Annotated in this window: 12 protein-coding genes and 3 tRNA genes; 4 read left to right on the top strand and 11 right to left on the bottom strand. The window is 43.3% G+C overall.

What is annotated here, in order from left to right; genetic code table 11:
- Window positions 1-130: 130 nt before the first annotated feature.
- From cysN to BC643_RS17215, 3 genes are all read right to left on the bottom strand, one after another.
- Window positions 131-2,044: a sulfate adenylyltransferase subunit CysN gene (gene cysN, locus BC643_RS17225; RefSeq protein WP_120274508.1), complete on the bottom strand. Its 1,914-nt coding sequence runs from the start codon at window positions 2,042-2,044 to the stop codon at window positions 131-133.
- A gap of 53 nt (window positions 2,045-2,097) precedes the next feature.
- Window positions 2,098-3,006, bottom strand: a complete 909-nt coding sequence (gene cysD, locus BC643_RS17220) for a sulfate adenylyltransferase subunit CysD (protein WP_120274507.1) — start codon at window positions 3,004-3,006, stop codon at window positions 2,098-2,100.
- A gap of 169 nt (window positions 3,007-3,175) precedes the next feature.
- Entirely contained in the window at window positions 3,176-4,981 is a 1,806-nt protein-coding gene (locus BC643_RS17215) for an SLC13 family permease (RefSeq protein WP_120274506.1), read from the bottom strand.
- Window positions 4,982-5,227: 246 nt separating this feature from the next.
- Here BC643_RS17215 and BC643_RS17210 point away from each other — a divergent pair.
- A tRNA-Lys gene (locus tag BC643_RS17210) sits at window positions 5,228-5,300 on the top strand.
- A 96-nt stretch (window positions 5,301-5,396) separates the two neighbouring features.
- On the opposite strand, the gene BC643_RS17205 is transcribed toward BC643_RS17210, so the two are convergent.
- From BC643_RS17205 to BC643_RS17180, 6 genes are all read right to left on the bottom strand, one after another.
- The gene (locus BC643_RS17205) at window positions 5,397-5,585 is read right to left on the bottom strand and encodes a hypothetical protein (RefSeq protein WP_120274505.1); all 189 of its coding nucleotides are present in this window, start codon (window positions 5,583-5,585) and stop codon (window positions 5,397-5,399) included.
- A gap of 347 nt (window positions 5,586-5,932) precedes the next feature.
- Window positions 5,933-6,005 (bottom strand) — tRNA-Arg (locus BC643_RS17200).
- A gap of 247 nt (window positions 6,006-6,252) precedes the next feature.
- Window positions 6,253-6,762: a hypothetical protein gene (locus BC643_RS17195; RefSeq protein WP_120274504.1), complete on the bottom strand. Its 510-nt coding sequence runs from the start codon at window positions 6,760-6,762 to the stop codon at window positions 6,253-6,255.
- A gap of 199 nt (window positions 6,763-6,961) precedes the next feature.
- Window positions 6,962-7,034 (bottom strand) — tRNA-Arg (locus BC643_RS17190).
- A 67-nt stretch (window positions 7,035-7,101) separates the two neighbouring features.
- On the bottom strand, window positions 7,102-7,398 hold the full coding sequence (locus BC643_RS17185; protein WP_120274503.1) for a thiamine-binding protein: 297 nt from the start codon (window positions 7,396-7,398) through the stop codon (window positions 7,102-7,104).
- A complete protein-coding gene (locus BC643_RS17180; protein ID WP_120274502.1) occupies window positions 7,379-8,143 on the bottom strand; it encodes a hypothetical protein in 765 nt (254 codons plus the stop codon). The genes BC643_RS17185 and BC643_RS17180 overlap by 20 nt, the downstream gene beginning before the upstream one ends.
- 141 nt (window positions 8,144-8,284) lie before the next feature.
- Between BC643_RS17180 and feoB the strand changes: the two genes are divergently transcribed.
- Both feoB and BC643_RS17170 read left to right on the top strand, forming a co-directional pair.
- Window positions 8,285-10,741, top strand: coding sequence for a ferrous iron transport protein B (gene feoB, locus BC643_RS17175; protein WP_120274501.1), 2,457 nt, complete (start codon window positions 8,285-8,287; stop codon window positions 10,739-10,741).
- Between the two features lie 41 nt (window positions 10,742-10,782).
- Entirely contained in the window at window positions 10,783-11,004 is a 222-nt protein-coding gene (locus tag BC643_RS17170) for a hypothetical protein (RefSeq protein WP_120274500.1), read from the top strand.
- On the opposite strand, the gene rpe is transcribed toward BC643_RS17170, so the two are convergent.
- Complete coding sequence (rpe, locus tag BC643_RS17165) at window positions 10,996-11,649, bottom strand: ribulose-phosphate 3-epimerase (protein ID WP_120274499.1); 654 nt, start codon at window positions 11,647-11,649, stop codon at window positions 10,996-10,998. The two genes, BC643_RS17170 and rpe, sit on opposite strands and share 9 nt — an antisense overlap.
- Before the next feature lie 70 nt (window positions 11,650-11,719).
- The gene (locus tag BC643_RS17160) at window positions 11,720-12,586 is read right to left on the bottom strand and encodes a sigma-70 family RNA polymerase sigma factor (RefSeq protein ID WP_120274498.1); all 867 of its coding nucleotides are present in this window, start codon (window positions 12,584-12,586) and stop codon (window positions 11,720-11,722) included.
- 395 nt (window positions 12,587-12,981) lie between these two features.
- On the opposite strand from BC643_RS17160, the gene rho reads away from it, so the two are divergent.
- On the top strand, window positions 12,982-14,766 hold the full coding sequence (rho, locus tag BC643_RS17155; RefSeq protein WP_120274497.1) for a transcription termination factor Rho: 1,785 nt from the start codon (window positions 12,982-12,984) through the stop codon (window positions 14,764-14,766).
- Window positions 14,767-14,812 lie beyond the last annotated feature (46 nt).

Below are 14,812 nucleotides of genomic sequence, written 5' to 3'. Positions count from 1 at the left end.
TAACGAAAATAATATTGAAGCAGCTTTGTTGAGTTGCTTTTTTTGTCCCTATTGCTCCGTAATTCTTGGACAAATAAAAAAGGTGAAGCCAGAGCTTCACCTTTTTCTATGCTAATAAACTTTGTATTTCTTATTGCAACGGGAAGATTCCGTTCTCGCGGCAGTAGGCGATAATTTTCTCCGGATTCTTGCCATTGTCGGTTGACGACAATTCCAGCGACGGATTCTTCGGTTCGTCGAAAGTGATGTCGATTCCCGGTACATATTTCAGGTTCTCCTGGTTGTAGAACTCCGCTTTGTTCTTTTTGCAGAATTCCAAATCAGCTTTCATGTAGAACAGGTGGAAACGGTCTTCACCGATGATTTTCGCTACTTGTTTGCGAATTTCGAGGTCAGGTGAAATGAATGAGCAGATGGTGATGATCCCCTGGTCATTCAGGATACGGCAAACTTCGGCCACGCGACGCAGGTGCTCTGCTCGGTCAGTTGGCGAGTAATCCAGCTCTTTGGAGAGACCTGAACGCACCGAACTACCATCAAGCAGTACAACAGTTGCGCCCATCTCGAACAATTGCTTTTCGAGGCTGAAAGCCATTTCGTTTTTACCTGAACCGTGCAGACCGGTAACCCAAAGCGTAGCACCTTTTTGGTTGTAACGTTTTTGATATTGTTCGTCCTGAATCAAGCCGATTCCCTGACGAATTTGTTCGCGTTCGTCTTCAGTGATGCGCGAAGGAAGGTTGTCAGAGCTCAGTTTGTCAATGATCATCCCAACAGCTACGGTGTTGTTGGTCATTGGATCAATCAACACGAACGAACCGGTGCTCTTGTTTTTCTTGTAAGGGTCGAAAAACAACGGCTTGTTGGTGGTTAATACCACGCGGCCAATTTCATTCAGGCTGAAGAAATCGATGTCCGAACGTTCCATGGTATTCACGTCCACTTTATATTGAATTTTATCAACGCGCGCTTTTGTGTTGTTGTTGGCGTGCTTGATGAAGAAATGTGTCGTCGGATCCATCGGATTCTCGTCCATCCAAACCAACATTGCTTCGAAGTGACGCTCAACACGCGGTAAATTGTCCGGATAAACCAGCATGTCGCCACGCGAAATGTCGATTTCGTCTTCCAGAGTAACAGTTACAGATTCAGGCGGAAACGCTTCGTCCAGGTCGCCGTCGAAAGTAACAATGCTTTTAATTTTTGATGTTTTCTTCGAAGGCAGTACCATTACTGTTTCGCCTTTGCGGACGATTCCAGAAGCAACACGAGCTGAGAAGCCACGGAAGTTGTTGTCCGGTTTCAATACGTACTGCACCGGGTAACGCATGTCTTCGAAATTACGGTCGGAGCTGATGTGTACATGTTCCAGGAAATCGAGCACGCATTTACCTTTGTACCAAGGCATGCGATCTGATTTTTCCACCACGTTGTCACCTTTCAGGGCCGACAGTGGAATCGGAGTCACATCCGGAATATCGAGCTGAGCTACGAAGTTTTTATAGTCTTCGCAGATGCTGTCAAAAACTTTCTGATCGAAGTCTACCAAGTCCATCTTGTTAACTGCCAGCACCACGTGCTTGATTCCAAGCAGCGATACCAGGAAGGTGTGACGACGAGTTTGCGTAATTACTCCTTTGGTGGCATCGATCAGGATGATTGCCAGGTTGGCGGTTGATGCGCCGGTAACCATGTTGCGGGTGTACTGTTCGTGTCCCGGGGTATCGGCAATAATGAATTTACGCTTGTTAGTTGAGAAATAGCGGTAAGCAACGTCGATGGTAATACCTTGTTCGCGTTCTGCTTTCAATCCATCCAAAAGCAAGGCGTAGTCGATGTCTTCACCGGCATGGCCAATTCGTTTGCTGTCCCGTTCCAGTGCGGCAAGCTGATCTTCGTAAATCATCTTACTGTCGAACATCAGTCGGCCAATAAGGGTTGATTTACCGTCGTCAACCGAACCTGCTGTCAAAATGCGCAGCAGGTCTTTTTTCTCGTCCTGGTTCAGGAAGTCTTGTATATTTAAACTTGTTTGTGTTGTCATTTTTGCAAAAATTGAATTGAGTTACTCTTTTCCTTTTGTTGGGTTACCAGTAACTAGAAATATCCTTCGCGTTTCTTTTGTTCCATACTACCTTCTTGGTCGAAGTCGATCACGCGTGTTGTGCGTTCTGAAACTTTCACGGTCATCATTTCTTCAACGATTTCTTCAATTGTTTCTGCGCCTGATTCAACAGCACCAGTCAGCGGGTAGCACCCCAATGTACGGAAACGTACCTTTCTCATTTCTGCTTTTTCAGCCAGTTCTTTCGGCATACGTTCGTCGTCAACCATGATCAGGTTACCATCAACATTGACAACAGGACGCTCCTTGGCATAGTACAACGGAACGATTGGAATATTTTCCAAACGGATGTATTGCCACACATCTAATTCGGTCCAGTTAGAAATCGGGAACACACGGATCGACTCTCCTTTGTGAACGCGGGCATTGTAGATGTCCCACAATTCAGGACGCTGGTTTTTCGGATCCCATTGGTGAAATTTATCGCGGAATGAGAAGATCCGTTCTTTTGCACGGGATTTCTCTTCGTCGCGGCGTGCACCACCGAAAGCGGCATCAAAACCATATTTGCTTAAGCCTTCCAATAGGGCTTTCGTTTTCATTGTATCGGTGTGCACTTTACTTCCGTGGGTGAAAGGTCCAACACCGGCTTCGAATCCTTTTTTGTTGTAATGAACGATCAAATCCCAGCCGTTTTCTTTGGCGTAGTTATCACGGAACTCGATCATCTCTTTGAACTTCCACTTCGAGTCAATGTGCATCAGTGGAAAAGGTACTTTACCCGGATAAAAAGCTTTTTCAGCCAGCCTGACCATAACTGAAGAGTCTTTCCCGATGGAGTATAACATCACCGGATTTTCAAACTCGGCAGCTACTTCGCGGATGATGTGAATCGCTTCAGCCTCAAGCTCCCGCAAATGCGTCAGATTATATTTCTTCATAATAACTCTGTTTTTGATTTTCCTTGTATTTCAAGGGTAAAAATAAGTTGCCTGCAAAACTAATCGATTTTAGCTAAGGATTGATGGGTATTAGTTCGTATTTGACGTTTCTTAATTTTCCAAACAATTAAGCCTGAAAAAGGATCATTTATCCAACGTGGTGCTTTTGTTAAAATGGCCAAAGAATTGGCACCAAGGTTATTGAGATAATAAAAGCGATGATGTTGAGTGGCAGGCCAACTTTGGTGTAATCAATGAATTTGTAGTTTCCTAAACCTTGCACGAGCAGGTTGGTTTGGTAACCGATTGGTGTTGCGAAGCTTGCTGAAGCCGCGATACAGATCGTGATGAAGAATGGTTTGGGATCGACATGTAACTGCTCGGCTGCGGCAAAAGCAATAGGGAATACAAGTGCTGCTGCGGCGTTGTTGGTGATGACTTCAGTGAAAATTGTAGTGATCAGGTAAATGGTAATCAGCACGCCGATTGGCCCCCACGATTTTGAGAAGTTGATCGCTGTTAGGGCGATGCTGTCGGCCGCTCCTGAGTTTTGCAGGGCTTTGCTGATTCCGAATGCACAGGCAATGGTGATCAGGACGTCCCACGAAATTACCTTGGTGTATTTTCGGTTGGGCATGATGTTGATCCAGGTCATGATGCAGGCAACCAATGCCGCAAAATAGAACATGTCGGGTTTGGCCCCGTTAATTTCAGGGAGGTATTTGCCAACGGTTGCACCCACAATCATTAACAGCACAAGTAAAAGTGCAATCAATCGTTGTCCTTTATAGCGTGGTGGTGGTATTTCGCCAATAAAAGAAGTCAGGTAGAATATTTTTGATTCACCCCAGTTTCTGATGAAATTTTCATTGGTCAGCAAAACAAGGCTGTCGCCATCCTTCATTCGCACTGAACCAACGTTGGTAGAGATCGTTTCTCCATTTCGGTAAACGGCCAAAACTTCGGCTTGGTAGTGGTTCAGGAAGTCAAACTCGTCGATGGTTTGATTGATTCCCGGAAAGCGTGGCGCAATAACCGCTTCAATTTGCTTAATGTCGGTGCTCTTATAAAATTTGCCGAAGCCTTTCATGGCTTTCAACTCAATCTGCTTGTGTGTGATTAGCGGAATAAGTGAGTCCGATTTCACGGCAATAACAAGCTTATCGGTGCTTTCCAGTGTGAACTTTCCTTTGCGGCTATCAATAATTTCACCATTGCGCTCTACGGAGTGAATAATGATGTTCTTGATCGTATGTGTGCGGCCATTGTTTATTTCTTCTCCAATCAGTGCGCTATTGTCAGGGAGCGTTGCGTCCAGAAAATATTCTTTGTAGTCGTTACGACTCCGGCGAAGATTGTTCTTTTCGCCCGGCAATATTTTGTGCCCGATAACCGACATGTACAGGAAACCGACGATCGCCACCCAAATCCCAACTTTCCCAAGTTCGAACATGTTCAAGCCGGGCAAGCCATTCTCGAGCATAAGACCATGCACAACGAGATTGGTCGATGTGCCAATCAATGTACACATGCCGCCCAAAATAGTGGCGTAGGAGAGTGGTATCAGAAATTTTTGCGGCGAGAGGTTCATGCGCTCTGCCCAGTTCTTGATCATCGGCGCAAAAATGATGACCACGGGGGTGTTATTCAGAAAGGCTGATAAAACCGACACCGGCAACAAAATTCGCGGAAGTGTAAAAGGTAGTTTCCCTCTTCGTTTAGGAAGAAAGGCACGCCCCAGGATATTCAACGCACCGGTTTGGCGAACTCCTTCACTGACCAGGAATAAAACGGCTACCGTTAGCATCCCTTTGTTAGAGAACCCGGCTAGGCTTTCTTCTGTATTGATCACGCCTGTTGCCATCAGTACCATTAGGGCAGAGAACAGCAGCAGGCCTGGACGCATCAGGTCGTAAATAAGCGCAACGATCATGATGATGATGACGCCTAAAACGAAATAGCCTTCAAATGTCATTTGGAAGAAGTTGATTTTTGTCTCAAAGGTAGATTTTATTGTTTAGGTCCGGATGGGATTAAATACTTATTTGAAGGACGAGTGAAGCCTTGTGAAATTTTTTTCGTATTTAAAATATTGATCTTCTGAGGGTAAGTTTGGTGGTGAAAAAATAATTGTCAAAAACTTTCAAATTTGTTTTGGATGATTCGATAAAAGGTATACTTTTGCAACGCCTTTAAACAAAAGGGCAACACTACAGAGGATGACTCAGTAGCTCAGCTGGTAGAGCACATCCCTTTTAAGGATGGGGTCCTGGGTTCGAGCCCCAGCTGAGTCACACCGACAGAAGAGCAGTTCGCAAGAGCTGCTCTTCTTTTTTTTCCGTTAAAATAAAAAAGCGCCAGTGTTGTTGACGCTTTTGTGTTATTTCGGATCATACGACTCGTTCATATTCCCATTGCCGGCCTGAAACCGGGTCGAAATAAATGAACATCTCATTCGACTTTAAATGTTTGATTGCTTTTTTGATTCCTTTTCCTTTTAAACTCATTTTTAAATTGCTCAGTCTGTCATCTTTCAGGATTAAGGTTCCTTCGCTGTAAATGTTGAAACGTTTTTTCATAGTCTTCGATTTTAAAGTTGAAGTTATTTACACATTGTTTGTTTTTCCTGCTGTTCATTTCGATTGATGACAATTAATAAAGTAGGGAAGTTAAGTTTGTTTGATTTTTCCTGACACTTTGTTTTTCTTTTGAAGTGATTTTACGTTTATCAGAAATTCTGGTTTCGTAAAATGAAGACAAATCCAGGTGGTAAAATCACCTAAAAGTTATTGAGAGTTTATTCGAATCCGTATGAATCGAAGAAGAATGCCATAGGAGATTTATGGGTGTTCTTGTTGTGCGGAAATTTGATGGATCTGCCGGTAAAAAAGCAAAAAAGGCTGTCAAAAACTTGACAACCTTTTTGTGACCCCGGCAAGACTCGAACCTGCAACCTTCTGATCCGTAGTCAGATGCTCTATCCATTAAGCTACGGAGCCATTTGCTTAAAGCGCTGCAAATATAGTGTTTTTAGTTTTAAAAGAACAAGGTTTTTGAGAAATTTTTTTCCAATTTTCAGCTACTGTCGGGCTTTTGGGGTGTTTTTGCAGACTCAAGACAGATAATCTTCAGGTAGTTGAGCAGGCAAGAAAATTGTAAGATTTATTCGCAGTAGAAAAATTAGTGCTTTGAATGTCGTGGCCGTTTTTTGCTTTTGTCTTTTTCTTGGTGAAGGCATTATTCACCCTACGGATTGGTGTACTTGACAATGAGGTTGACTTTGTGATTTTTACCTTGCAGTAACAGTGATACTTTTATGCGGGGATCATCTTCCCATTTCGATAAAAAGCTCACCTGTCCCAGTGAGAGTGCTGTGCCGATGTTGGCAGGAGACTCTTTGTATTGTGTGTTGTTCCAGTTTTCATTGTTGACAGCTTTTCCATACTTTTCGCTCAAAAGACTTTTTAGCCGCAGATAATCTTCGTAATACTGGTTGCTATTCGAATACTTTTCTGCCGAAACGAGCATCCCTTCGGTGAGAAGCCCATCAGTGAATACATAAACGACGGAGACGTCAATAGAAGCGATCTGGTCGGAATAGACAATCATGTTGTCCTGATCAGCGATTAAGTCAGCCGACTCTGCTGTTTTCACTTCGACTTTGGACATGCCGAACGAAACGTTTCTGAAATCCTGGGTTGAAGAATTGCCCGGAATTTGCAAAATCAAAAGGAGGGAAAGGAAAATGTTTTTCATAGCCTGTTTATTTGGGGTTTATCTAAAGATAAAGAGATGGGGATAGACAGACAATACCTGATTTACAAATTGCCTGAAATGAGGAGAAAATGGGTCTTTATGAGGTTTGTCGGTTTGGACAGGGATTTGGCCGAAGTATTTGGGGAATCTGAAGTGCTGGAAAAGAAAAAAGGTTGCCAAAACTTGACAACCTTTTTTGTGACCTCGGCAAGACTCGAACCTGCAACCTTCTGATCCGTAGTCAGATGCTCTATCCATTAAGCTACGAAGCCATTTGCTAAACGCGGTGCAAATATAGTGTTTTTAGAATTGAACAAACAAATTTTGCAGCGATATTTTTTACTCGTATTTGTGCATTTTGTCTTCGATCGTTACATCTTCCTGAAACACAGTTTGAATTTTGATGTAAGTCATGAGTTTTTTTGTTCCGCTTTTTTCAAGCTTGTCGTGAACCCGCTTCACCAAGTCCATTACTTCGTCGTAATAACCTTCAATTACGGTCTCGAAAGGGCAAACTTTGTATTTCAGTCCGGACGATTCAATTTCAGCAATTGCGGCATCCACTAAATCGTAACTGTTTTTACCTTCCGCTTGAGGGAGCACTTGAAGTGCCAGATTAATCTTCTTCTGTGTCATTTTCGTCTTCTTGTTCTGATTCTTCCTCTTCTTGTTTGAGGAATGTTTTTATTTCGTCGAGTGATAGTTGCTTAACGTTGGTGATGATGACGTCCTCGCGCAGGAAATTGCCGTATTGGTTGCATTCGTCGATAAATGATTTGAAAATATCCTGCAGGTTCTTTTTCAGGGGGAAGAGAAATAAGCCTGTTGCGAAACCTTTCACAAAATTCATTTCTTCCAGCTCGCCTTCGCTTTTATTCAGAAAATACTGGAATTCGGTTGAGATTAATTTCTTCTGGGTATCTGTAAAATCGACTTCGGTATCCTGATTGAGTAGGGTGATGAAATAGCGAATATTCTGACCTTTACCTCCTAAACCGGTTGAAATAAAAACCTGTTGCTCGTCGAGCAGTGAACTTTGCAAAATCATGCGACTTTCCTGGATGGCCAGGATCGCCCAATTCCGCATCATTCCTTCGGCTTGTGCCTGAAAACGCTCAATAATACGGAAGGCTTCCACTTTATCGTGTCCCGCAAGGCGAACCAGTAAGCGTTTCTTTTCGGTATCTTCAATATCGGGATCGTAAAGTTGCTGCTCTGCTGCCTCAAAATCATCAATTCCCTGGTTGTTATCTTTATCTTTTGTGAATTCAAAATATTCCATCTGAAGCTCCACATCGATTTGTTCTTCCAAGATGCTGAAATTGTCGGGGAGAGATTCAATGGCTTCCTGAATCTTTTTAAGATTATTATTTTCTTCCATAGTCAATGCGTCAGCTTACAAAGATAAACGAAAGGGTATACCTTGCGCGGCTTTTCGTAATTTTTTAAAGTTATTTTAAAAACTAAGCTATCTTTGCGAGTCTGTTTTATGTAATTCAAACTAGGGTGAGGATATCAACGGGTGAGACTTTCAGAGGTAAAAAATAGCGAATCAGTTATCATAACAAAAGTGCTCGGTCACGGCTCTTTCCGGAAACGAATTACCGAGATGGGATTTGTGAAGGGGAAAGAAGTGAAGGTGATCAAAAATACACCTTTCAAAGGGCCCATCGAGTTCAAGATTCTGGATTACAATATTACCTTGCGGCGGTCGGAAGCCAACCTGATTGAAGTGGTTTCGCTGGACGAAGCGAAGCACACGACACCGCTTGGTTACGAAGGAGTGATTGATCGCGAAGTTCTGAAGCGTTCGGCTACTGAAAAAGGAAAAATCATCAATATCGCTTTGGTTGGTAACCCCAACTGCGGAAAGACAACCCTGTTTAATTTTCTGTCGGGCTCGAAAGAGCATGTGGGTAACTACAGCGGTGTAACCGTTGATGCGAAAAAGGCATCTTTCAAGCAATTTGGCTACCAGTTTAATCTGATCGATTTACCCGGAACATATTCATTGACTGCATATTCTCCTGAAGAAATTTACGTTCGAAAGTTCATTTGGAAGGAGACGCCTGATATCGTCATCAACGTGGTCGATTCGTCCAACTTGGAGCGGAATTTGTTTCTTACTACCCAGTTGATCGATATGGATATTAAGGTCGTTTGTGCCCTGAATATGTACGACGAACTGGTTCGGAACAAAAGCATTTTTAACTACGAAAAACTGGGGAAACTAACCGGTATCCCTTTTATCCCAACCGTAAGTTCGAAGGGGAAGGGGATTGACGAGCTTCTTCAAAAAGCGATTGATGTGTATGAAGATCGTGACCCGATTGTTCGGCACATCCACATCAATTACGGGATGGAGATCGAGAAATCGATCAAGCGGATTCGTGAGAAAGTTCGCCAAAACCGCCCTATTGCGGATAAGATCTCGTCTCGGTTTATGGCGCTTAAGTTGCTCGAAAAAGACAATGAAACGCTTTTCAATTTGTCGAAATATACCAATTTTGACGAGATAAAAGCTGTTACGAAAGAAGAGTGTGTGCGCATTGAAACGCTCTACAATGAGGACAGCGAAACCATCATCACTGATGCCAAATACGGGTTTATTGCAGGGGCGCTGAAGGAGACTTTTAAGCAACGAATTAACCCGGAAAAGTCGCAGTCGGAGAAAATTGACAAATTTTTAACGCACCCGTTATTGGGGATGCCAATTTTCATCATCCTCATTTTTGCAACCTTTTACGCCACCTTTACCTTGGGTGCATACCCTATGGGCTGGATCGAAAGTCTGGTTGCTTTTATCGGCAACTCGGTTCGGGGGATGATGGCGTCCGGAATGCTGCGGGATTTGTTGACCAACGGAATTATTGACGGGACGGGCAGTGTGCTTGTTTTCCTACCCAATATTTTGATCCTCTTTTTCTTTATCTCATTGATGGAAGACTCGGGTTACATGGCGCGGGCGGCTTTCATTATGGATAAAGTGATGCACTTTTTTGGCCTGCACGGTCGCTCGTTCATCCCGATGATTATGGGATTTGGATGTAATGTGCCGGCAATTATGGCAACCCGAACCTTGCGTAATCCGGGCGATCGGCTTTTGACGATGCTGATTATTCCCTTCATGTCGTGCAGTGCGCGCTTGCCCGTTTATGTACTGTTCATTTCGGCGTTCTTCCCCGGATCTCCTGCCTTGGTTTTGGGTGGAATTTATTTTGCGGGAATTATTATCGCCTTTTTGATGGCGCAGATTTTCAATAAAACGATTTTCAGAAATAAGGAAACGCCGTTTGTTTTGGAATTGCCACCGTATCGTATTCCTACTTTTCGGAATATTGTGGTACACATGTGGGACAAAAGTTACCAGTATCTGCGCAAAATCGCCGGCGTGATTTTGATTGGCGTTGTCATTGTCTGGGCACTTGGTTATTTCCCTCGACAAAGCGTTCAATCTGATGCCATCGGTACCCAAATTGCACAACTGGAAGCAGATGGGACAGCCGACACACAAGGAGCGATTCACCAGCTGCGGGTTGAACAGGAATCAGTCCGGCTTCAGAATTCCTATTTAGGCCAAATTGGTCAGTTCGTCGAGCCGGTGATGAAACCACTTGGTTTCGATTGGAAAATGAGTATTGCTTTGGTGGCAGGCTTGCCCGCAAAAGAAATTGTTGTCAGCACTTTGGGTGTATTGTACCAGGTAGATGACGACAGCACTGTTTCGCTTGGCGATAAATTGAAAATGGAAAAGTACCGAAGCGGCGACCTCAAAGGACAATCTGTAATTACATTGCCGGTTGCCTTGGCCTTTCTGATTTTTGTATTGGTTTATTTCCCGTGTATCGGCGTTATTGCAACCATTCGAAATGAATCGGGAAAAGTCTTCTGGGCGGTATTTACTATGGTTTACACAACGCTGCTGGCGTGGGGGATGGCTTACCTTACCGTAATCGTAGGACGCTGGTTCTTCAGTTAGCGAGTGAACAATCCGTTGGGAAATGCATTTAAAGTGATTGTATGATTCAGGAATTAATTACATACACGATTATCGCGATTGCGGTCGGTTTTGCCGGTTTTCGCTTTCTGAAAGCGTTTGAGCGACTGTTTATCGCAGTGCCGAAGAAACGTCCGGAAAGTGGACAGTGCGGCGGATGTACAACAGCCTGCAGCCTAAAAGGCTTATCGGTTGCCAAAGATTGCCACACAACCGAAAAGAGAAGCTCGCTTGTTTTACACTAGTTTGAGCTTACCGATCGTATCGATAGGGTCGTCTGAGCCAAAAACAAAGCTTCCTGCAACCAAAACGTCAACACCAGCCTCAATCAATTTTTTGCCCGTTTCAAAATTAACGCCCCCGTCAACTTCAATCAAACAATCCGGATTCTTAGCTTCGATCATCTTTTTCAGTTTGCGCACTTTGTCGTAAGTGTTCTCAATAAATTTTTGGCCACCAAAACCGGGGTTTACCGACATCAACAGAACCATATCCAGATCGCCAATAATATCTTCCAGGAGGTGAACCGGAGTGTGCGGATTGAGGCAGACACTGGCTTTCATACCGTTGGCTTTGATGTTGCCGATGGTGCGGTGGAGGTGCGTGCAAGCCTCGTAATGTACGGTAAGGATTGATGCTCCTGCAGCTTTGAAAGTCTCGATGTACTGGTCGGGATTGACGATCATGAGGTGCACATCAAGTGGCTTTGTGGCCACTTTTTTCACATGCTGAATGATCGGGATACCGAATGAAATGTTGGGTACAAAAACGCCGTCCATCACATCGCAGTGAATGTAGTCGGCATCACTTTGGTTAATCATTTCAATATCCTCACCCAAGCGGTTGAAGTCTGCAGATAAAATAGAAGGAGCAACTAATCTTTTCGACATAAAAAGGAATTTTGACCCAAAAGTAAGTTTTTAGATCAATTGATAAAAAAAGTAGAATCGAAATTCGGTTCTACTGTCCAAGATATGCTTTTAACAAGCGGTTCCGGTAATTGTTTTTTAATTTTTTGATCGATTTTTCTTTGATCTGGCGCACCCGTTCCCGAGTTAAATTGAAGATGTCACCGATTTCCTCCAAGGTGTGTTGCCGGTAGCCATTCAGCCCGAAGTAGTGCTTCAGAATTTCGGCTTCGCGTTCCCCCAGGGTTGAAAGCGTACGTTCGATCTCTTTTCGGAGTGAATTTGTGATCAGGCCACTGTCCGGACTTGGCGATTCGTCATTCAGCATGACGTCGTAAAGACTATTGTCGTCTTCGTCGCGCAACGGCGCATCCATCGATACGTGGTGATTCGATACCTTGATCGCTTCTTCCACCATATCTGATGACGTTTCCAGAATGCCTGCTACTTCTTCCGGGGTCGGCTCACGCTGGAACTCCTGTTCGAGCTTCGAGAATGTCCGGTTAATTTTATTGATTGATCCGATCTTATTCAAAGGTAATCTGACAATACGAGCTTGCTCAGCCAAGGCCTGCAGAATCGATTGGCGAATCCACCAAACAGCGTAGGAAATAAATTTGAAACCGCGCGTTTCATCAAAACGCTGTGCGGCTTTTATCAGGCCTAAATTGCCTTCATTAATAAGGTCGGGTAGACTTAATCCTTGATTTTGATATTGTTTAGAAACAGAGACGACAAAACGTAGATTTGCCTTGATTAATTCTTCCAAGGCACGACGGTCGCCTTTTCTGATTTTTTTGGCCAATTCAACTTCTTTTTCAGCGCTAAGAAGTTCTACTTTACCGATCTCGTGGAGATACTTATCCAGCGATAAGGTTTCTCTATTCGTTACCTGTTTCGTTATCTTAAGCTGCCTCATGTGGTTACCGAGTTATGTTAGTTATAATTTGGGTACGGTTCGATCATCTAAACCAGTTCCTAGTAGGTATTGTTCAGTGCCGAAATTAATCATTACTAGAATTAAACGTGAAGAACTTGCCCATATTTTTATGAATGAGATGTTTTTAAGGGCGAAATGTCTGTTTCGCTACATGAACGAACTTTTATTTTTTTTGATTGTTTCTAATTTTGTATTGAATGTACTGAGAGCGCGGATTTGAAGGTATTTAAAAAAAATCCGATTTTTTTGGTTTTAACGAGTTATTAGTTATTATTGCAGAATAATTCGCAAGAATCTATAAATCCATATTCTTAATCCTTTTATCACACACTTCTCCAGATAAGTTTTTGGGATGTTAAAATAATTTTCAAAATATGTACGATATTATTGAATTAAGCCGAAAGTTGCTTCCTGATTTGCGGGAAATAGCGAAGGAGCTTAAAATCAAAAAAATAGAATCCTATAAGAAACAGGATTTGATTTACAAGATATTAGATACTCAAGCTATTCTTGCATCAGAAAAGAAATCTGAATCTTCCAAAGAAAATATTGCAAAGGCAAAACCGAATCCTGCAAAGAATGTTAAACAGGACGACAAGTCTGAAGACGACTCAAAGCAGGATGATAATACGGACGAACAACCCAAAAAACGTCGTCGTACAGCAGTTGTGATAAAAGCGGCCTCAGCATTTGATTTTGCAAAAAAACAACGTCAGCGTGAGGCAGAGCAAAATAGGGAAGAAGCGGATCAACAACAAGATGCTCCGGTAGCTAAGGAAGAGAAACAGGAACCGATTTCAAAACCTGAATTTAAGCAGGAAGAAAAGGTTCAGGAACGCGAAACTCCGGTAGCTCAAAATCCACAAGGCGGCCAGGATCAAAAGAGAGATTTTTCTCGCGATCAACAAAAAGAGTACAAGCAGCAGGACCAACGTCCAAAAAATAAACCACATCAAAAGTGGGAAAATCAACAAGGACAAAATAAGCCAAAACAAGGTGGATCAGGTGGTAATGGCCATTCACACGAAAAACCTTACGAGTTTGAAGGTATTATCACCAATGCGGGTGTGCTGGAAATTATGCCTGATGGTTACGGCTTTTTGCGTTCAAGCGATTACAATTATTTGAATTCACCGGACGATATTTATGTTTCGCAGTCTCAGATCAAATTGTTCGGACTGAAAACAGGTGATACTGTCGAAGGAACAATTCGTCCTCCGAAAGAAGGTGAAAAATATTTCCCGTTGATTAAAGTGTTGTCAATCAATGGTCGTACGCCGGATTATATCCGCGATCGCGTGCCATTCGATCACTTGACTCCTTTGTTCCCGACCGAGAAATTCAACATCACCGGAAATGGTCACGACAATATTTCAACTCGTGTTGTTGATTTGTTCTCGCCGATCGGTAAGGGACAACGTGGCTTGATTGTAGCTCAACCGAAAACGGGTAAAACCATGTTGTTGAAAGAGATTGCCAACGCGATTGCAGCCAACCATCCTGAGGTTTACATGATTGTATTGTTGATCGACGAACGTCCGGAAGAGGTGACAGATATGGCTCGCAGCGTAAATGCTGAAGTGATTTCATCAACATTCGACGAGCCGGCTGAACGCCACGTACGTGTTGCCGGTATGGTTCTGGAAAAAGCAAAACGTTTGGTTGAATGTGGTCACGATGTTGTAATCCTGTTGGACTCGATTACACGTTTGGCACGTGCTTACAACACCGTAGCTCCGGCTTCAGGTAAAGTGCTGTCGGGTGGGGTTGATGCCAATGCATTGCACAAACCGAAGCGTTTCTTTGGTGCTGCCCGTAACATTGAAGAAGGTGGTTCATTGACGATATTGTCAACAGCTTTGACCGAAACCGGATCAAAAATGGACGATGTAATCTTCGAAGAATTCAAGGGAACAGGTAACATGGAACTTCAGTTGGATCGCAAGCTTTCCAACAAGCGTATTTTCCCTGCTGTGGATATTGTATCTTCAAGCACACGTCGCGAAGATATGTTGCTGCCGAAACCAATTATGGACAAGATTTGGATTTTGCGTAACTACCTGGCCGACATGAACTCGCTGGAGGCAATGGAATTCATCAAAACCCGTATCATGAGAAGTGCTTCGGTTGAAGAGTTCCTGATTTCGATGAATGAATAAAATTGAAAATAGCAAGCATAAAAAAGCCGGTCATCGACCGGCTTTT

Source organism: Mangrovibacterium diazotrophicum, assembly GCF_003610535.1.
Classification (GTDB): domain Bacteria; phylum Bacteroidota; class Bacteroidia; order Bacteroidales; family Prolixibacteraceae; genus Mangrovibacterium; species Mangrovibacterium diazotrophicum.
The sequence above is the reverse complement of the archived record's forward strand: the minus strand, read 5'-3'. Positions and strand labels throughout refer to the sequence as shown.

Bases quoted from the DNA above. Each gene is read 5' to 3' on its own strand.
- BC643_RS17215 (WP_120274506.1), bottom strand. From the start codon at position 4,981: ATGACATTTGAAGGCTATTTCGTTTTAGGCGTCATCATCATCATGATC.
- cysN (WP_120274508.1), bottom strand. From the start codon at position 2,044: ATGACAACACAAACAAGTTTAAATATACAAGACTTCCTGAACCAGGAC.
- BC643_RS17160 (WP_120274498.1), bottom strand. From the start codon at position 12,586: ATGAGGCAGCTTAAGATAACGAAACAGGTAACGAATAGAGAAACCTTA.
- BC643_RS17170 (WP_120274500.1), top strand. From the start codon at position 10,783: ATGATTCAGGAATTAATTACATACACGATTATCGCGATTGCGGTCGGT.
- BC643_RS17205 (WP_120274505.1), bottom strand. From the start codon at position 5,585: ATGAAAAAACGTTTCAACATTTACAGCGAAGGAACCTTAATCCTGAAA.
- rpe (WP_120274499.1), bottom strand. From the start codon at position 11,649: ATGTCGAAAAGATTAGTTGCTCCTTCTATTTTATCTGCAGACTTCAAC.
- BC643_RS17195 (WP_120274504.1), bottom strand. From the start codon at position 6,762: ATGAAAAACATTTTCCTTTCCCTCCTTTTGATTTTGCAAATTCCGGGC.
- rho (WP_120274497.1), top strand. From the start codon at position 12,982: ATGTACGATATTATTGAATTAAGCCGAAAGTTGCTTCCTGATTTGCGG.
- BC643_RS17185 (WP_120274503.1), bottom strand. From the start codon at position 7,398: ATGACACAGAAGAAGATTAATCTGGCACTTCAAGTGCTCCCTCAAGCG.
- BC643_RS17180 (WP_120274502.1), bottom strand. From the start codon at position 8,143: ATGGAAGAAAATAATAATCTTAAAAAGATTCAGGAAGCCATTGAATCT.
- cysD (WP_120274507.1), bottom strand. From the start codon at position 3,006: ATGAAGAAATATAATCTGACGCATTTGCGGGAGCTTGAGGCTGAAGCG.